Here is a 17,947-nt window from a genome sequence, read left to right on the forward strand (position 1 = left end):
GGCGGCTGGTCAGCATTTTCCCGTAAGCCCTTTATCTTTCTGATTTTTTTCAATTTTCCTGTTGACGAGGGGTGGGGCTGGCTATAACATGCGCCCCGCTTGTCGAGCACAGCCTGTCGCTGGGTAAGATGGCAAGGCTGGATCCAGGTGATTCAGTCCAGGCCAAAGCTTTATAGTCTGCTCGCAGATATAAGCGCCCGTAGCTCAGCTGGATAGAGCATCCGCCTTCTAAGCGGATGGTCGCAGGTTCGAGTCCTGCCGGGCGTGCCAATTGGCACATTTGGCACAAGCAATGCGATATGGTGGGCGTAGCTCAGTTGGTAGAGCACAGGATTGTGGCTCCTGGTGTCGTGGGTTCGATTCCCATCGTCCACCCCATATTCGAGAAGTCGCCAGGCCACGCGCCTGGCGATTTTGTTTCAAGCGTTGCCTCTCGCGGACGTGGTGGAATTGGTAGACACACTGGATTTAGGTTCCAGCGCCGCAAGGCGTGAGAGTTCGAGTCTCTCCGTCCGCACCATGATGTTCGAGTCGTATTGAATAGTGGATGCCCGCGGTTCTTGGCGATTCAGGTTGTTGAGCGGTGACCAAAGGTCTCCGCTGCCGATGCAAATCGGCAAATGCGTAATATGGTGGGCGTAGCTCAGTTGGTAGAGCACAGGATTGTGGCTCCTGGTGTCGTGGGTTCGATTCCCATCGTCCACCCCATATTCGTGAAAACGCCAGGCTTGATGCCTGGCGTTTTCATTTCCGGCTCAGCCTTTCGTGGGCGTGCCTTTCGCAGTGAGGGAATCGGGCCGATGCCTGCCACTCAAGGCTGCTGATTTCCGTTTCTTCTATCCCTTCCTTTTGCCGGCTGTTTCTGCTGGGTGACTTCTGCAAATCGACCCACTAGAATGCATGCCCTTGATTCTGGGGCCGGAACGGCCGGCTAATGTCTGTGCAACGAGGAATATCCATGCAAGTTTCTGTAGAAAGCACCTCCGCTCTTGAGCGCCGCATGACCATCGGCGTGCCGGCCGAGCGCGTCGAGGACGAAGTGACCAAGCGCCTGCAGCAGACTGCCCGCCGCGCCAAAGTTGCCGGCTTCCGCCCGGGCAAAGTGCCGATGAGCGTCATTCGCCAGCGTTTCGAAGATTCCGCTCGTCAGGAAGTACTGGGCGATCTGATCCAGTCCTCCTTCTATGAAGCTGTTGTCGAGCAGAAGCTGAACCCGGCTGGTGCTCCGGCCGTCGAGCCGAAAGTGTTCGAGAAGGGCAAGGATCTGGAATACATCGCTACCTTCGAAGTATTCCCCGAGTTCCAGGTTTCCGGCTTCGAAGGCATCGCCATCGAGCGCCTGCAGGCTGAAGTTGGCGACGCTGACGTCGACAACATGCTGGACATCCTGCGCAAGCAGAACACCCGCTTCGAGGCTGTTGAGCGCGCTGCCGAGAATGGCGACCAGCTGAACATCGACTTCGTCGGCAAGATCGATGGCGAAGCCTTCGCTGGCGGTACCGCCAAAGGCACCCCGCTGGTGCTGGGTTCCGGTCGCATGATTCCGGGCTTCGAAGAGGCTCTGGTAGGCGTCAAGGCTGGCGAAGAGCGCGTGATCAACCCGACTTTCCCGGCTGACTACCAGAACCTGGATCTGGCCGGCAAGACTGCCGAGTTCACCGTGACCGTCAACAGCGTTTCCGCTCCGCAACTGCCTGAGCTGAACGACGAGTTCTTCTCCCTGTTCGGCATCAAGGAAGGCGGTCTGGAAGGCTTCCGCACCGAAGTTCGCAAGAACATGGAGCGTGAGCTGCGTCAGGCCACCAAGTCCAAGGTGAAGAACCAGGTAATGGACGGCCTGCTGGCTGCCAACCCGGTCGAAGTGCCGAAGGCTCTGATCGGTAACGAAGTCAACCGTCTGCGCGTTCAGGCTGTCCAGCAGTTCGGCGGCAACATCAACCCCGAGCAACTGCCGGCTGAGCTGTTCGAAGAGCAAGCCAAGCGCCGTGTCGCGCTGGGCCTGATCGTTGCTGAAGTGGTCAAGCAGTTCGAGCTGAAGCCTGACGAAGCCCGCGTGCGTGAGCTGATCGAAGAGATGGCTTCCGCTTACCAGGAGCCGGAGCAAGTCGTGGCCTGGTACTACAAGAACGACCAGCAACTGAACGAAGTTCGTTCTGTTGTGCTGGAAGAACAAGTTGTAGATACTGTCCTGCAGAAGGCCAACGTAACCGACAAGTCGGTTTCCTACGAAGAGGCAGTCAAGCCGGCAGAAGCTCCGCAAGCCGACTGATTGTTCCGCCTCCTTCGAGTACACCATAAGCCAGCCTCCGAGCTGGCTTATGCGTCTTTAAGACATGACTATTCAATTAGGGAGTGATCGCCGGACATGTCCCGCAATTCTTTTATGCAGCAAATGCCTGACATCCAAGCCGCTGGTGGCCTGGTGCCGATGGTCATCGAGCAGTCCGCCCGTGGCGAGCGCGCTTACGACATCTATTCGCGCCTGTTGAAGGAACGCGTGATCTTCCTGGTGGGCCCGGTCGAAGACTACATGGCCAACCTGGTGGTGGCGCAGCTGCTGTTCCTCGAGGCCGAGAACCCCGACAAGGACATCCAGCTCTACATCAACTCCCCGGGCGGTTCGGTTACTGCCGGCATGTCGATCTACGACACCATGCAATTCATCAAGCCCGACGTTTCGACCCTGTGCATCGGTCAGGCGTGCAGCATGGGTGCGTTGTTGCTGGCTGGCGGCGCGGCAGGCAAGCGTTACTGCCTACCGCATTCGCGGATGATGATTCACCAGCCGCTGGGCGGCTTCCAGGGCCAGGCGTCGGATATCGAGATTCACGCGCGTGAAATCCTGACTATCCGCGAGCGCCTGAACAAGATCCTGGCTGACCACTGTGACCAGCCAATCGACGTGATCGCCCGCGATACCGACCGCGACAACTTCATGAGTGGCGACGAAGCAGTCAAATACGGCCTGATCGACCAGGTGCTCAACAAGCGCCAGATCGCGGGCTAAGCCCATCCGCAGGACCGCGGCCGGAGAATATCCGGCCGTTTCGCGGGGTTGAAAATGCCCGCATTTGCCTTCATCTTGTGTTTCACGCCTACCCGATTGGATCGATCGAATGACTGACACCCGCAACGGCGAGGACAACGGCAAACTGCTTTATTGCTCCTTCTGCGGCAAAAGCCAGCACGAAGTGCGCAAACTGATTGCCGGTCCCTCCGTATTTATCTGCGACGAGTGCGTCGACCTGTGCAATGACATCATCCGCGAGGAGGTGCAGGAAGCCCAGGCCGAGAGCAGTGCGCACAAGCTGCCCGCGCCCAAGGAAATCCGCAACATCCTCGACCAGTATGTAATTGGCCAGGAACGTGCGAAGAAAGTGCTCGCGGTAGCGGTGTACAACCACTACAAGCGCCTGAACCAGCGTGACAAGAAAGATGATGTCGAACTGGGCAAGAGCAACATCCTGCTGATCGGCCCTACCGGTTCGGGCAAGACCCTGCTGGCTGAAACTCTGGCTCGTCTGCTGAATGTTCCCTTCACCATCGCCGACGCCACCACCCTCACCGAGGCTGGCTATGTGGGTGAGGACGTCGAGAACATCATCCAGAAGCTGCTGCAGAAGTGCGACTACGACGTCGAGAAGGCCCAGATGGGTATCGTCTATATCGACGAAATCGACAAGATTTCCCGTAAGTCGGATAACCCGTCGATCACCCGAGATGTTTCGGGCGAAGGCGTGCAGCAGGCACTGCTGAAGCTGATCGAAGGCACCGTTGCCTCGGTTCCGCCGCAGGGCGGGCGCAAGCATCCGCAGCAGGAGTTCCTGCAGGTCGATACTCGCAACATCCTGTTCATCTGCGGTGGTGCATTTGCCGGCCTGGAGAAAGTGATCCAGAACCGTTCCACCAGAGGTGGCATCGGCTTCAACGCCGAGGTCCGCAGTAAGGACCTGGGCAAGAAGGTGGGCGAAGCGCTCCGCGAAGTAGAGCCGGAAGATCTGGTGAAGTTCGGCCTTATTCCCGAGTTCGTGGGTCGTCTGCCGGTCATCGCTACCCTCGACGAGCTGGACGAAGCTGCTCTGATGCAGATTCTCACCGAGCCGAAGAACGCGCTGACCAAGCAGTACACCAAGCTGTTCGAAATGGAAGGCGTGGACCTCGAGTTCCGTCCCGACGCACTCAAGGCCGTTGCCCATCGTGCGCTCGAGCGCAAGACCGGTGCCCGTGGCCTGCGTTCCATCCTCGAAGGCATTCTGCTCGACACCATGTATGAGATTCCCTCTCAAACAGATGTAAGCAAGGTAGTCATCGACGAAAGTGTCATCGAAGGATCGTCCAAGCCTCTGTTGATCTACGAGAACAACGAGCAGCCTGCCAAGGCGGCGCCTGACGCTTGATGAAACAAAGGGGCCTGCGGGCCCCTTTGCATTTCCTGCCTCAAAGCTTGTTTTTTCCCGGGCCTAACCCCATCTTAGGGCCAAGGGTTTTCCCATCTGTTTACGGCCTTAGGGCCGCCGTAGAGCTGATACCATGAATACGACTGCTGAATTACCTCTCCTACCATTGCGCGATGTCGTGGTCTATCCGCACATGGTCATCCCGCTTTTCGTAGGGCGTGAGAAATCCATCGAGGCGCTCGAGGCCGCGATGACGGGGGACAAGCAGATTCTCCTGGTTGCCCAGAAGAACCCCGCCGATGACGATCCGGGCGAAGACGCCCTGTATCGCATGGGCACCGTCGCTACCGTGCTCCAGCTGCTGAAATTGCCGGACGGCACCGTGAAGGTGCTGGTAGAGGGCGAGCAGCGTGGCTCGATCGAGCGTTTCATCGAGGTGGATGGGCATTGCCGTGCCGAAGTCAGCCTGATCGATGAAGTCGATGCGGGCGAGCGTGAATCCGAAGTATTCATCCGTAGCTTGCTCAGCCAGTTCGAACAGTACGTGCAACTGGGCAAGAAAGTGCCGTCCGAGGTGCTTTCCTCACTGAACAGCATCGATGAGCCGGGCCGCCTGGTCGACACCATGGCTGCTCACATGGCGCTGAAGATCGAGCAGAAGCAGGAAATTCTCGAGCTGACCGACCTCTCCGAGCGGGTCGAGCATGTGCTGGCACTGCTGGATGCCGAAATCGACCTGTTGCAGGTCGAGAAGCGTATCCGCGGCCGCGTCAAGAAACAGATGGAGCGCAGCCAGCGCGAGTACTACCTGAATGAGCAAATGAAGGCCATTCAGAAAGAGCTGGGCGACATCGACGAAGGCCACAACGAAGTCGAGGAGCTGAAGAAGCGCATCGACAATGCCGGCCTGACCAAGGAAGCACTGGCCAAGGCCAATGCCGAGCTGAACAAGCTGAAGCAGATGTCGCCGATGTCTGCCGAAGCGACCGTAGTACGCTCCTACATCGATTGGCTGGTCAATGTACCGTGGAAGGCCGAGAGCAAGGTTCGCCTCGACCTGGCCAAGGCCGAAGATATCCTCGACGCCGACCATTACGGCTTGGATGAGGTCAAGGAACGCATCCTCGAATACCTTGCCGTGCAGAAGCGCGTGAAAAAGGTAAAAGGCCCGGTTCTTTGCCTGGTTGGCCCGCCCGGCGTCGGCAAGACCTCGCTCGCCGAGTCCATTGCCCATGCCACCAATCGCAAGTTCGTGCGCATGGCCTTGGGTGGCGTGCGCGACGAAGCTGAAATCCGTGGCCATCGCCGCACCTATATTGGTTCCATGCCGGGTCGCCTGATCCAGAAGATGACCAAGGTTGGTGTGCGTAACCCGCTGTTCCTGCTCGACGAGATCGACAAGATGGGCAGCGACATGCGCGGTGATCCTGCGTCTGCGCTGTTGGAAGTGCTCGATCCGGAGCAGAACCACAACTTCAACGACCATTACCTGGAAGTCGACTACGACCTCTCGGACGTGATGTTCCTCTGCACCGCCAACTCCATGAACATTCCGGCCCCGTTGCTGGATCGTATGGAAGTGATCCGTCTGCCGGGCTACACCGAAGACGAAAAGGTCAACATCGCCGTCAAATACCTCGCGCCCAAGCAGACCAAATCAAATGGGCTGAAGAAGGGCGAACTGGAGTTCGACGAGGCAGCCATCCGCGACATCATCCGCTACTACACCCGCGAAGCTGGTGTGCGTAGCCTTGAGCGCCAGATTGCCAAGGTTTGCCGCAAGGCTGTGAAAGAGCATGCCCGCGAGAAGCGCTTCGCAGTGCAAGTTACTGCTGAGTCCCTCGAACACTTCCTGGGCGTGCGCAAGTATCGCTACGGACTGGCCGAGCAACAGGATCAGATCGGTCAAGTGACTGGCCTGGCCTGGACCCAGGTTGGCGGTGAACTGCTGACCATCGAAGCGGCGGTCGTTCCTGGCAAGGGTCAGTTGACCAAGACCGGTTCGCTGGGTGACGTGATGGCCGAGTCCATTACAGCGGCCCTGACCGTGGTACGTAGTCGTGCGAAGAGTCTGGGTATCCCGGCAGACTTCCACGAGAAGCGCGACATTCACATCCACATGCCGGAAGGTGCCACTCCGAAGGATGGTCCCAGCGCCGGTATCGGTATGTGCACGGCTCTCGTTTCGGCCATGACGCAAATTCCGGTTCGTGCAGATGTGGCCATGACCGGGGAGATTACTCTGCGTGGCCAGGTACTCGCGATTGGTGGTTTGAAAGAGAAACTACTGGCCGCGCATCGTGGTGGAATCAAGACCGTGATCATTCCCGAAGAGAATGTGCGCGATCTCAAAGAAATTCCCGAAAATATCAAGCAAGACTTGGCGATTAAACCGGTTAAATGGATTGACGAGGTCCTGCAAATTGCGCTGCAATACGCCCCGGAGCCCTTGCCCGATGCGGCTCCGGAGATGGTTGCAAAGGATGACAAGCGCGAGACTGATTCCAAGGAGCGAATCAGCACGCATTAGCCGGGGGGCTTTCTTGACACATTTTTCGAGCCCTTGTTATAAAGCGGCTCTTATGTGTTAGCAGGCCATCCAGCACCCGCTTTGCTTACACCAAACAACTAAGAAACAACTCAACAGAAATAAGGGGACTTAAGAGTGAACAAGTCGGAACTGATTGATGCTATCGCCGCATCTGCTGACATCCCGAAAGCTGTAGCTGGCCGCGCGCTGGACGCAGTTATCGAATCCGTTACTGGCGCTCTGAAGGCTGGTGACTCCGTGGTGCTGGTTGGCTTCGGTACTTTCGCTGTTAAAGAGCGTGCTGCTCGTACTGGCCGTAACCCGCAGACTGGCAAGCCGATCAAGATCGCTGCTGCCAAGATCCCTGGCTTCAAAGCTGGCAAAGCTCTGAAAGACGCCGTCAACTAAGCGTCTTTCGGGCTCTGCCCGACCGGGTCGGGTTCAACCTGGCTCGATAGCGGAGCGGTGGAATCAGGGAGTTTCTTCCTACCACCAGAGAGGTCGAATCTCAGACTCCGCAAGCTACGAGAAGGCGCATCCTAGGATGCGCCTTTCTCATATTCGGATACTCTACCCGCGTTACTCGGCTGCGACTCAATGCGGCCGTTTCTGGGGGACCCATGCTGCAGAACATACGGGACAATTCACAGGGGTGGATTGCCAAAACCATCATTGGCGTCATTATCGCGCTGCTGGCGCTGACCGGCTTCGACGCCATTTTCAATGCCACCAGCAATCGCCAGAACGCGGCTGAGGTCAACGGTGACGAAATCACCCAGGACCAGCTGAGCGAAGCAGTGAACATGCAGCGCCGTCAGCTGCAGCAGCAGTTGGGCAAGGACTTCGATGCCTCCCTTCTGGACGAAAAGCTGCTGCGCGAAGCCGCACTGAAAGGCCTGATCGAGCGCAAACTCCTGCTGCAAGCAGCCGGTGATGCCGATTTCGCTTTCTCCCAAGGCGCCCTTGACCAACTCATCCTGCAGACGCCGGAGTTCCAGGTGGACGGCAAGTTCAATGCCGACCGCTTCGATCAGGTCATCCGCCAGATGAACTACAACCGTCTGCAATTCCGTCAGATGCTCGAGCAAGAAATGCTCATTGGCCAACTCCGTGCGGGTCTGGCCGGTAGCGGCTTCGTGACCGATGCGGAAGTTGAAGCCTTCGCCCGCCTGGAAAAACAGACCCGCGATTTCGCGACTCTGACCCTGAAGGCCGATCCGGCTGCCGTCAGCGTTTCCGATGAAGAGCTGAAGACCTACTACGACGCTCATGTCGACCAGTTCAAGAGTCCCGAGCAGGTTGTGATCGAGTACGTCGAGCTGAAGAAGGCCGCCTTCTTCGACCAGGTCGAAGCCAAGGAAGAAGACCTCAAGGCGCAGTACCAGAAAGAGATCAGCAACCTGGCTGAGCAGCGTCAGGCCGCCCACATCCTCGTGGAGGTCAGCGACAAGCTCAACGAGGAGCAGGCCAAGGCGAAGATCGAACAGGTCAAGCAGCGCCTGGACAAGGGTGAAGATTTCGCCGCACTGGCCAAGGAGTTCTCCGATGACTCCGGCTCCGCCGCCAACGGTGGTGACCTGGGCTTCGCAGGCCCCGGCGTATACGAGCCCGCCTTCGAAGAGTCGCTGTATGCGCTGAAACAGGATGAGGTTTCCACCCCCGTACGTACCCAGTACGGCTGGCACCTGATCAAGCTGCTGGGCGTGCAGGAGCCGGAAGTCCCGAGCTTCGAAAGCCTCAAGCCGAAGCTGGAGCACGACATCAAGGCCCAGCAGGTCGAACAGCGCTTCGTTGAAGTGAGCAAGGAACTGGAAGACGCCGCGTTCGAGGCTTCCGACCTGGCCCAGCCGGCCCAGGAACTGAACCTGGAAGTGAAGACCAGCGCTCCCTTCGGTCGCGAAGGTGGTGAAGGCCTGACTGCCAACCGCCAGGTCCTCCAGGCTGCTTTCAGTCTGGAAGTGCTGGAAGACGGTGCCAACAGCTCGGCGATCGAGCTGGACCCGGATACCGTGATCGTCCTGCGCGTCAAGGAGCACAAGAAGCCTGAGCAGCTTGGCCTGGACAAGGTCGGCGACAGCATTCGCCAGCATCTGGTAGGCCAAAAGGCCGGCGAAGCCGTCAAGACCAAGGGCGATGCCCTGATTGCCAGCCTGCGCGAAGGCAAGACCCCGGTTGAGCAAGCTCAGGAAGGTCAGTCCTGGAACGTGGTGGAAGCCGCTACCCGCAGCCAGGAAGGCATCGAGCCGCTGCTGCTGCAGACCCTCTTCCGCATGCCGAAGCCGGCCGCCGCAGACAAGCCCGAGTTCACTGGCGTGAAGCTGAACAACGGCGACTACGTGGTCATCCGCCTGAATGGCGTCAATGTTCCGGAAGAGAAGCTCTCCGAGCAGGAAAAGGCGATGTACAGCCGATTCCTCGCCTCGCGCAGCGGTCAGCAGGATTTCGCTTCCTACCGCCGTCAAGTCGAAGAGAAAGCGAAGATCGAACGCTTCTGATCAATACGCTGAAGAAGAAGGCCGCTTATGCGGCCTTTTTCTTTTGTGAGCCCAGCTTCGCTTCGCGAGCAGAGCTCGCTCCTACGGGGCGAATGCGTTTACTAGCGTCCACAAAAAAGCCCGCATGAGTGCGGGCTTTTTTGCACGGGCGACTATCAGTCTTCGATGTTGCCCATGGCGGTGGTATTGAAGCCACCGTCGACGTACATGATTTCGCCGCTGATGCCCGAAGCCAGGTCGGAGCACAGGAAGGCGCCGGCATTGCCGACTTCTTCGATGGTCACGTTACGGCGCAGGGGAGTCTGCTTCTCGTTGGCGGCGAGCATCTTGCGGAAGCTCTTGATGCCGGAAGCGGCCAGGGTGCGGATCGGACCGGCGGAGATCGCGTTGACGCGAGTGCCTTCCGGGCCGAGGCTGCCGGCCAGGTAGCGAACGCCAGCTTCCAGGCTGGCTTTGGCCATGCCCATGACGTTGTAGTTCGGCATGGTGCGTTCGGCGCCCAGGTAGGACAGGGTCAGCAGGCTGCCATTGCGGCCCTTCATCAGTTCGCGACCGCCCTTGGCCAGGGCAACGAAGCTGTAGGCGCTGATGTCGTGGGCGATGCGGAAGCCGTCACGGGTGGTGACTTCGGTGAAGTCGCCGTCCAACTGGTCACCGGGGGCGAAGCCTACGGAGTGCACGATGCAGTCCAGACCGTCCCACTTCTTGGCCAGGGCCTCGAAGACCGCGACGATTTCTTCGTCCTTGGCCACGTCGCAGGGGAAGCACAGCTCGGCGCTGGAGCCCCAGCCTTCGGCGAACTCTTCCACGCGGCCTTTCAGTTTCTCGTTCTGATAGGTGAAGGCGAGCTCGGCGCCTTCGCGATGCATGGCTGCAGCGATGCCCGATGCGATGGACAGTTTGCTGGCTACGCCAACGATCAGTACGCGCTTACCGGCGAGAAAACCCATGTGCTTTCATCCTCTTCTGGTTAATGGGCAGTTTCCGGAGCCAGGAATGCGGCTTCCAGCAACTGCTTCGTATAGCTGTGCTGCGGGGCAGCGAAGATGGCATCGGCCGGACCCTGTTCGACCACCTGTCCGTGCTTGATCACCATCAGATGGTGACTAAGTGCCCGGACCACCGCCAGATCATGGCTGATGAACAGGTATGTCAGGTCGTACTTGGTCTGTAGCCTGCGCAGCAACTCCACTACCTGACGCTGAACCGTCCGGTCGAGCGCCGAGGTGGGCTCGTCCAGCAGGATCAGTGCCGGTTTCAGCACCAATGCCCGGGCAATGGCAATCCGCTGCCGCTGCCCGCCGGAAAACTCGTGGGGGTAGCGGTGCCGGGTTTCCGGATCCAGCCCTACCTCCAGGAGCGCGTCGATGATGGCCTGTTCCTGCTCCGCTTCGGTGCCGATGCGGTGGATTCGCAAACCCTCGCCGACAATGTCGCCCACGCACATGCGCGGGCTGAGACTGCCGAAGGGGTCTTGGAAGACCACCTGCATCTCGCGCCGGAACGGCCGCACATCCTTCTGCGACAGGCCGTCCAGGGACTTGCCCTGGAAGCGGATGCCGCCCCGGCTGCCGAGCAACCGGAGAATCGCCAGGCCTAACGTGGACTTGCCGGAGCCGCTTTCGCCCACGATGCCCAGGGTCTGACCCTGCAGCAGGCTGAAATTGACGCCGTCCACGGCCTTCACATGATCCACGGTGCGCCGCAGCAGCCCCTTCTTGATCGGGAACCACACGCGAAGGTCATTGACCTCCAGCAGTGGTGCTCCCTCAGGGTTCTCTGCTGGCTTGCCCGAAGGCTCGGCGCCGAGCAGTTCCCGGGTGTAGGGATGCTGCGGTGCGTGGAACAGCTCATCACACGACGCTTGTTCGACGATGCAACCGCGCTGCATGACACATACGCGATGCGCAATTCGCCGAACCAGGTTGAGATCGTGGCTGATCAGCAGCAACGCCATGCCCAGCCGCGCTTGCAACTCCTTGAGCAGTTCGAGGATTTTCAGCTGGACGGTGACGTCCAGAGCGGTAGTGGGTTCGTCGGCGATCAGCAGCTCAGGCTCATTGGCCAGGGCCATCGCGATCATCACCCGCTGCCGCTGGCCGCCGGACAACTCGTGGGGAAAGGCCTTCAGGCGCTTGTGCGGCTCGGGGATGCCGACCATCTCCAGCAGCTCCAGGGTGCGCTTCGTGGCTGCCTTGCCGGTCAAACCCTTGTGCAGGGCGAGCACCTCGTTGATCTGCTTCTCGATGTTGTGCAGCGGATTCAGCGAGGTCATGGGCTCCTGGAAGACCATGGCGATGCGGTTGCCGCGAATGCCCCGCAGTTTGCCCTCGGTCAGCTTCAGCAGGTCTTTGCCGGCGTAGTGGATGCTGCCGCTGGGGTGGCGGGCGAGCGGGTAGGGCAGGAGGCGCAGGATGGAATGCGCGGTCACCGACTTGCCGGAGCCGCTTTCACCTACCAGGGCCAGGGTTTCGCCCTTGCGGATGTCGAAACTGACACCTTCGACGACACGCTGGCACTTCTCGCCGCTGACGAACTCGACGGAGAGGTCGCGGATTTCAATCAGGTTCTCGCTCATCTCACTTCCTCGGATCGAAGGCATCGCGCGCGGCTTCGCCGATGAACACCAGCAGGGTCAGCATGGCCGCCAGCACCAGGAAGGCGGAGATGCCGAGCCAGGGCGCTTGCAGGTTGGACTTGCCCTGGGCTACCAGCTCGCCGAGGGAAGGTGCTCCTGGCGGCAGGCCGAAACCGAGGAAGTCCAGTGCGGTAAGGGTGCCGATGGCGCCGGTGAGGATGAATGGCATGAAGGTCATGGTGGAAACCATGGCGTTGGGCAGGATATGGCGGAACATGATGGCGCCGTTCTGCATGCCCAGGGCGCGAGCGGCGCGCACGTATTCCAGGTTTCGACCGCGGAGGAACTCGGCCCGCACCACGTCCACCAGGCTCATCCAGGAGAACAGCAGCATGATGCCCAGCAGCCACCAGAAGTTCGGCTGCACGAAGCTGGCCAGGATGATCAGCAGGTAGAGCACCGGCAGACCGGACCAGATTTCCAGGAAACGCTGTCCGGCAAGGTCTACCCAGCCGCCGTAAAAGCCCTGCAGGGCACCTGCGATCACGCCGATGATGGAGCTGAGCAGCGTCAGGGTCAGGGCGAACAGAACCGAGACGCGGAAGCCGTAGATCACCCGCGCCAGCACATCGCGGCCCTGGTCATCGGTTCCCAGCCAGTTGTCCGACGAGGGAGGCGCGGGCGCTGGCACCTTGAGGTCGTAGTTGATGGTCTCGTAACTGAACGGGATGGGCGTCCAGATCATGCTGCCGCCCTTGGACTCGATCAGTTCGCGGATATAGGGCGTCTTGTAGTTGGCTTCCAGCGGGAACTCGCCGCCGAAGGTGGTTTCCGGGTAGCGCTTGAGGAAGGGGAAGTACCACTGGCCGTCGTAGCTGACCGCCAGTGGCTTGTCGTTGGCGATCATCTCGGCGCCCAGGCTCAGGACAAAGAGGATCAGGAACAGCCACAGCGACCACCAGCCACGCTTGTTGGCCTTGAAACGCTCGAAGCGCCGCTGGTTGATGGGGGAGAGTGCCATGCTCAACCCTCCCGGCTTTCGAAGTCGATACGCGGATCGACCAGGGTGTAGGTGAGATCGCCAATCAGTTTCACGACCAGCCCCAGCAAGGTGAAGATAAAGAGGGTGCCGAAGACCACGGGATAATCGCGGTTCAGGGCCGACTCGAAGCTCAGCAGGCCCAGGCCGTCGAGGGAGAAGATCACCTCGATCAGCAGGGAGCCGGTGAAGAAGATACCGATGAAGGCCGCCGGGAAGCCGGCGATGATCAGCAGCATCGCATTGCGGAACACGTGACCGTAGAGCACGCGGTTCTCCGACAGGCCCTTGGCGCGGGCGGTGATCACGTACTGCTTGTTGATCTCGTCGAGGAAGCTGTTCTTGGTCAGCAGCGTGAGCGTGGCGAAGTTGCCGATCACCAGGGCGGTCACGGGCAGCGCGAGGTGCCAGAAGTAGTCGGTGATCTTTCCGGCGAAGCTCAGTTCGTCGAAGTTGTTCGAGGTGAGCCCGCGCAGGGGGAACCAGTCGAAGTAGCTGCCGCCGGCGAAGAGCACGATCAGCAGGATGGCGAAGAGGAAGGCGGGAATGGCGTAGCCGACGATGATGGCCGTGCTGCTCCAGACGTCGAAGGCGCTGCCGTGGCGCACGGCCTTGGTGATGCCCATCGGGATGGACACCAGGTACATGATCAGGGTGCTCCAGAGGCCAAGGGAAATGGACACTGGCAGCTTCTCGATAATCAGGTCGATGACCTTGGCGTCGCGGAAGAAGCTCGTGCCGAAGTCCAGCTTCAGGTAGCTCGTGACCATCAGCCAGAAGCGTTCCGGCGCGGGCTTGTCGAAGCCGTACATCTTTTCGATCTCGGCCACCAGCTCAGGATCGAGTCCCTGGGCGCCACGGTAGTTGGAACCCGCCGTGGCGACTTCCGAGCCGCCGCCGGAGATGCGTCCGGTGGCGCCACCTGCGGCGGCATCGAAGCCTTCCAGTTTGGCGATCATCTGCTCGACCGGGCCGCCGGGGGCGGCCTGGATGATGATGAAGTTGATCAGCAGGATGCCGAACAAGGTGGGAATGATCAGCAGCAGTCGACGCAGTATGTAGGCGAGCATTTACTGGACATCCGGCTCGGAAGTGGGTTGCTCGGACTGGCTAGCAGTTTCCGTGCCCGGTTTTTGCCACCAGGTCATCAGGCCGAAATCGTAGAGCGGTGTGGTTTCGGGGCGCTGGAATTGGTTCCAGTAGGCGACGCGGTAAGTGTCGACATAATAGTTGGGCACCACGTAATGGCCCCACAGCAGCACGCGGTCCAGGGCGCGAGCGTGTTCCACCAGGCTCTGGCGCGAGTCGGCGCGGATCAGGCCTTCCACCAGTTTGTCGATGGCAGGGTCACGCAGGCCGATGAAGTTGCGGCTGCCAGCGCTGTCGGCGCTGCGCGAATGCCAGTACTCCATCTGTTCGTTACCCGGCGAGTTGGACTGGCCCCAGGTGGCGGGAATCATGTCGAAGTCGCGCGAGCGCAGGCGGTTGATGTATTGGGATACGTCCACGCGGCGGATCTGCAGGTCGATGCCCAGCTCCGCCAGGTTGCGTTTGAACGGCAGGATCACCCGCTCCAGGTTGGCCTGGGCGGTGAGGAACTCGAACGCCAGGGGCTTGCCGTCCGGGCCGACCATCTTGTCGTTCTCGATCTTGTAGCCGGCCTCCATGAACAGCTGGTAAGCGCGGCGTTTCTGATCGCGGATGATCCCGCTGCCATCGCTGACCGGTGGCTGGAAGACCTGGTTGAATACCTCTGCCGGGACCTGGCTGCGCAGCGGTTCGAGAATCTTCAGTTCATCGGCGTCAGGCATCTCGTGGGAGGCCATTTCCGAGTTCTCGAAATAGCTGCTGGTGCGTTTGTAGGAGCTGAAGAAGAGCTGCTTGTTCGCCCATTCGAAGTCGAACAGCAGGGCGATGGCTTCGCGTACGCGACGGTCCTGGAATACCGGTCGACGGATGTTGAAGGCGAAGCCCTGCATACCGGTCGGGTTGTGGTTGGGGATGGCTTCCTTGACGATCTTGCCGGCGCGAAGGGCAGGGCCTTCATAGCCTGTGGCCCAGTCCTTGGCGGAGTACTCCAGGTTGAAGTCGAACTGCCCGGCCTTGAAGGCTTCGAGGGACACCGACATGTCGCGGTAGTAGTCCACGGTGACGGCGTCGAAGTTGTAGTAGCCGCGCGTCACCGGTAGGTCCTTCGCCCACCAGTCCTTGACGCGCTCGTAGCGGATCGAGCGACCAGCGTCGACCTTGGCGATGCGGTAGGGGCCGCTGCCCACTGGCGGTTCCATGTTGGTCTTGCCGAAGTCGCGGCCGTCCCAGTAGTGCTTGGGCAGTACCTGGATCTGGCCGATGATTAGTGGCAGCTCACGGTTGCCGTGATGCTTGAAGTCGAAGCGCACGCGTTGCTTGTCCTCCGCCTCCACCTTGGCGACGTCCGCATAGTAGTGGCGGTACATCGGGTCGCCGTGCTCGACCAACATATTGAAGGTGAAAACCACGTCCTCGGCCGTCACCGGCTGGCCGTCGTTGAAGCGTGCCTTGGGGTTCAGATAGAAGCGCACGAAGCTGTTGTCCGGCGCTTTCTCGATTTTCTCCGCGAGCAGGCCGTATTCGGTGAAGGGCTCATCCGGGGAGTGGAAGGTCAGGCTGTCGTAGATCAGGCCCAACTGGTCGGCGGAGTTGCCCCGTGGGATGAAGGGATTAAGGCTGTCGAAGCCGCCGACGCCGGCGAGTCGCAGGACGCCGCCCTTGGGGGCATCCGGATTGACCCAGGAGAAATTCGTGAAAGTCGCCGGATACTTGGCCGGCTCGTCGTACAGGGTGATGGCGTATTTCGGCTCGGCGATGGCGAACCCGGCCAGGGATAGCAGCAGGGCGCCACAGCCTTGCAGGCAAAGGGTGCGCAGCGTTTTGCTCATCGGGCGTTCTCCGTGGGCTTCAGCCACCAGGCGCGCAGGCCCAGCGTGTAGGGCGGCGTGGTGACGAAGGCGAACCGGTTTCGGTACGCCAGGCGGTGATAGTTGATGTACCAGTTGGGAATACCGTAGTGCTCCCACAGCAGGGTGCGGTCGAGGGCGCGAGCGGCGGCCAGTTGCTCGTCGCGGCTCTGGGCGCCGAGGAGCTTTTCGATCATCTCGTCGACCACCGGGTTGGCGACGCCCGCATAGTTCTTGCTGCCCTTCACGCCGACCTGGCTGGAATGGAAGTAGAGGTATTGCTCCAGGCCCGGGCTCAGGGTCTGCGGCAGGGTCATGAGAATCATGTCGTAGTCGAAGTGGTCCAGGCGCTGTTTGTACTGGGCGCGGTCCACCGTGCGCAGGCTGACGTCGATGCCGATGCTGGCGAGGTTTTCGCGGTAGGGCTGGAGGATTCGTTCAAGGTTCGGATTGACCAGCAGGATCTCGAAACGCAGCGGCTGGCCACGATCGTTCACCAGGCGCTGGCCGGACAACTTCCAGCCGGCTTCGGCCAATAGACCCAGCGCGCGGCGAAGGGTTTCCCGTGGGATGCCACGACCTTCGGTGGTGGGCACCTGGAAGGGCCGGGTGAACAAGGGTTCAGGCAACTCCTTGCGGTGCGGCGACAGCAGCAGCCACTCATGTCCCTCGGGCTTGCCCACGGCACTGAACTCGCTGTTCGGGTAATAGCTGGCGGCGCGCATGTAGGCGTTGTTGAACAGGGTGCGGTTGGTCCATTCGAAGTCGAACATCAGCCCCATGGCCTCGCGGACCTTGCGGTCCCCGAACATGGCACGGCGGGTGTTCATGAACAGTGCCTGGGTCTGCGTCGGGATCTGGTGCGGAATCTCCGCGCGGATCACGTCGCCCCGGGCGATGGCCGGAAAACGATAGCCGTTGGCCCAGTTCTTCGCCTGGTGCTCGATGTAGAAATCGAACTCGCCGGCCTTGAAGGCTTCGAAGGCGACATTGCTGTCGCGGTAGAACTCCACCTCGACCCGGTCGAAGTTGTACTTGCCACGATTGGCCGGGAGCTTTTCACCCCACCAGTCCTTGACCCGCTCGAACACCAGGCCGCGTCCCGGCCTTACCTGGGTGATGCGATAGGGGCCGCTGCCCAGTGGCGCTTCGAAGGTGGTCGCCTTGAAGTCACGCTTCTTCCAATAGTGCTGCGGCAGCACCGGCAGTTCGCCGAGACGCAGTATCAGCAGCGGGTTGCCGGCGCGTTTGAGCACAAAACGGATGCGATGGCGGTTGAGGATATCGACCCGCTTCACTTCCTGGAGGCTGGTGCGGTACTGCGGGTGGCCGTTCTTGACCAGGGTGCGGTAGGAGAAGGCCACGTCGAAGGCGGTGATCGGCTGGCCATCGTGGAAGCGGGCTTCTTCGCGCAGATTGAATACCACCCAGCTCCGGTCTTCGCTGAACTCGACGCTCTTGGCGATCAGGCCGTAGCTGGATGCGGGTTCGTCGCCAGACGGATCGTACTGGCCGGTACCCACCATCAACGGCTCGTTCAGCTCGGTTACGCCGTACTGCAGGAAGTTCGGCGTGGAGACCGGGCTGGTGCCCTTGAAGGTGTATGGGTTGAGCGTATCGAAGTTGCCGAAGGCCATGACCCGCAAGGTTCCGCCCTTGGGCGCATTGGGATTGACCCAGTCGAAATGGTCGAAATTGGCGGGGTATTTCAGGGCGCCGAACTGCGCATAGCCGTGGCTTTCGGTAAGGCTGGCGAAGCAGGGTTGAGCCAGCAGGCCAATGAGCAGGAACGCAAGGCGACGCATCAGGCGGGGGTCCGATCCATGGATATCGTGTCGGGCATGTGGGCGTTGGCCTCGCTGGCGGGATGGCGCGGGCATCGGGCCGGCGAAATCGTGTCGGGGGTCACGCGCCGTGGCTGTCGGCGGTAACGGCTGGCAAGTACAGTAACAGCTTGTACAGGCAAGAAAAA

At 60.3% G+C, this 17,947-nt stretch carries 12 protein-coding genes and 4 tRNA genes; 10 read left to right on the forward strand and 6 right to left on the reverse strand.

Annotated elements, in window-relative coordinates:
* Positions 1–193 precede the first annotated feature (193 nt).
* The 10 genes from E8E95_RS16960 to E8E95_RS17005 all read left to right on the forward strand — a co-directional run bounded on the left by E8E95_RS16960 (position 194) and on the right by E8E95_RS17005 (position 9,422).
* A tRNA-Arg gene (locus E8E95_RS16960) sits at positions 194–270 on the forward strand.
* A 32-nt stretch (positions 271–302) separates the two neighbouring features.
* Positions 303–378: transfer RNA gene (locus tag E8E95_RS16965), tRNA-His, on the forward strand.
* Between the two features lie 57 nt (positions 379–435).
* A tRNA-Leu gene (locus E8E95_RS16970) sits at positions 436–520 on the forward strand.
* Between the two features lie 112 nt (positions 521–632).
* Positions 633–708: transfer RNA gene (locus E8E95_RS16975), tRNA-His, on the forward strand.
* Between the two features lie 250 nt (positions 709–958).
* A complete protein-coding gene (tig, locus tag E8E95_RS16980; protein ID WP_280352069.1) occupies positions 959–2,269 on the forward strand; it encodes a trigger factor in 1,311 nt (436 codons plus the stop codon).
* A 96-nt stretch (positions 2,270–2,365) separates the two neighbouring features.
* A complete protein-coding gene (gene clpP / locus E8E95_RS16985) occupies positions 2,366–3,007 on the forward strand; it encodes an ATP-dependent Clp endopeptidase proteolytic subunit ClpP (protein ID WP_179062124.1) in 642 nt (213 codons plus the stop codon).
* A gap of 109 nt (positions 3,008–3,116) precedes the next feature.
* The gene (gene clpX, locus E8E95_RS16990; protein WP_077523794.1) at positions 3,117–4,397 is read left to right on the forward strand and encodes an ATP-dependent Clp protease ATP-binding subunit ClpX; all 1,281 of its coding nucleotides are present in this window, start codon (positions 3,117–3,119) and stop codon (positions 4,395–4,397) included.
* 133 nt (positions 4,398–4,530) lie between these two features.
* Entirely contained in the window at positions 4,531–6,927 is a 2,397-nt protein-coding gene (lon, locus tag E8E95_RS16995; protein ID WP_077523793.1) for an endopeptidase La, read from the forward strand.
* 135 nt (positions 6,928–7,062) lie between these two features.
* Entirely contained in the window at positions 7,063–7,335 is a 273-nt protein-coding gene (gene hupB / locus E8E95_RS17000) for a nucleoid-associated protein HU-beta (RefSeq protein WP_003087931.1), read from the forward strand.
* 212 nt (positions 7,336–7,547) lie between these two features.
* On the forward strand, positions 7,548–9,422 hold the full coding sequence (locus E8E95_RS17005) for a SurA N-terminal domain-containing protein (protein WP_280352073.1): 1,875 nt from the start codon (positions 7,548–7,550) through the stop codon (positions 9,420–9,422).
* 155 nt (positions 9,423–9,577) lie between these two features.
* On the opposite strand, the gene fabI is transcribed toward E8E95_RS17005, so the two are convergent.
* The 6 genes from fabI to E8E95_RS17035 are packed head-to-tail and all read right to left on the reverse strand — an operon-like array spanning position 9,578 to position 17,780.
* Complete coding sequence (gene fabI / locus E8E95_RS17010) at positions 9,578–10,372, reverse strand: enoyl-ACP reductase FabI (protein WP_280352075.1); 795 nt, start codon at positions 10,370–10,372, stop codon at positions 9,578–9,580.
* 20 nt (positions 10,373–10,392) lie between these two features.
* Positions 10,393–12,000 carry an ABC transporter ATP-binding protein gene (locus tag E8E95_RS17015; RefSeq protein ID WP_280352077.1) on the reverse strand — a complete coding sequence of 536 codons (1,608 nt, stop codon included), beginning with the start codon at positions 11,998–12,000 and terminating at the stop codon, positions 10,393–10,395.
* 1 nt (position 12,001) lies between these two features.
* A complete protein-coding gene (locus E8E95_RS17020) occupies positions 12,002–13,021 on the reverse strand; it encodes an ABC transporter permease (RefSeq protein WP_179062129.1) in 1,020 nt (339 codons plus the stop codon).
* Positions 13,022–13,023: 2 nt separating this feature from the next.
* Complete coding sequence (locus tag E8E95_RS17025) at positions 13,024–14,109, reverse strand: microcin C ABC transporter permease YejB (protein WP_280352079.1); 1,086 nt, start codon at positions 14,107–14,109, stop codon at positions 13,024–13,026.
* Entirely contained in the window at positions 14,110–15,957 is a 1,848-nt protein-coding gene (locus E8E95_RS17030) for an extracellular solute-binding protein (protein WP_280352081.1), read from the reverse strand.
* Entirely contained in the window at positions 15,954–17,780 is a 1,827-nt protein-coding gene (locus E8E95_RS17035; protein ID WP_280352085.1) for an extracellular solute-binding protein, read from the reverse strand. The genes E8E95_RS17030 and E8E95_RS17035 overlap by 4 nt, the downstream gene beginning before the upstream one ends.
* Positions 17,781–17,947 lie beyond the last annotated feature (167 nt).

The organism is Pseudomonas sp. BN414 (genome assembly GCF_029871275.1).
GTDB classification, from domain to species: domain Bacteria; phylum Pseudomonadota; class Gammaproteobacteria; order Pseudomonadales; family Pseudomonadaceae; genus Metapseudomonas; species Metapseudomonas resinovorans_C.

What these genes read in the sequence shown, in the direction of transcription:
- E8E95_RS17030 (WP_280352081.1), bottom strand. Translation starts at nt 15,957, where the DNA reads ATGAGCAAAACGCTGCGCACCCTTTGCCTGCAAGGCTGTGGCGCCCTG.
- clpX (WP_077523794.1), top strand. Translation starts at nt 3,117, where the DNA reads ATGACTGACACCCGCAACGGCGAGGACAACGGCAAACTGCTTTATTGC.
- E8E95_RS17015 (WP_280352077.1), bottom strand. Translation starts at nt 12,000, where the DNA reads ATGAGCGAGAACCTGATTGAAATCCGCGACCTCTCCGTCGAGTTCGTC.
- E8E95_RS17025 (WP_280352079.1), bottom strand. Translation starts at nt 14,109, where the DNA reads ATGCTCGCCTACATACTGCGTCGACTGCTGCTGATCATTCCCACCTTG.
- E8E95_RS17005 (WP_280352073.1), top strand. Translation starts at nt 7,548, where the DNA reads ATGCTGCAGAACATACGGGACAATTCACAGGGGTGGATTGCCAAAACC.
- E8E95_RS17020 (WP_179062129.1), bottom strand. Translation starts at nt 13,021, where the DNA reads ATGGCACTCTCCCCCATCAACCAGCGGCGCTTCGAGCGTTTCAAGGCC.
- E8E95_RS17035 (WP_280352085.1), bottom strand. Translation starts at nt 17,780, where the DNA reads ATGCGTCGCCTTGCGTTCCTGCTCATTGGCCTGCTGGCTCAACCCTGC.
- clpP (WP_179062124.1), top strand. Translation starts at nt 2,366, where the DNA reads ATGTCCCGCAATTCTTTTATGCAGCAAATGCCTGACATCCAAGCCGCT.
- fabI (WP_280352075.1), bottom strand. Translation starts at nt 10,372, where the DNA reads ATGGGTTTTCTCGCCGGTAAGCGCGTACTGATCGTTGGCGTAGCCAGC.
- tig (WP_280352069.1), top strand. Translation starts at nt 959, where the DNA reads ATGCAAGTTTCTGTAGAAAGCACCTCCGCTCTTGAGCGCCGCATGACC.
- lon (WP_077523793.1), top strand. Translation starts at nt 4,531, where the DNA reads ATGAATACGACTGCTGAATTACCTCTCCTACCATTGCGCGATGTCGTG.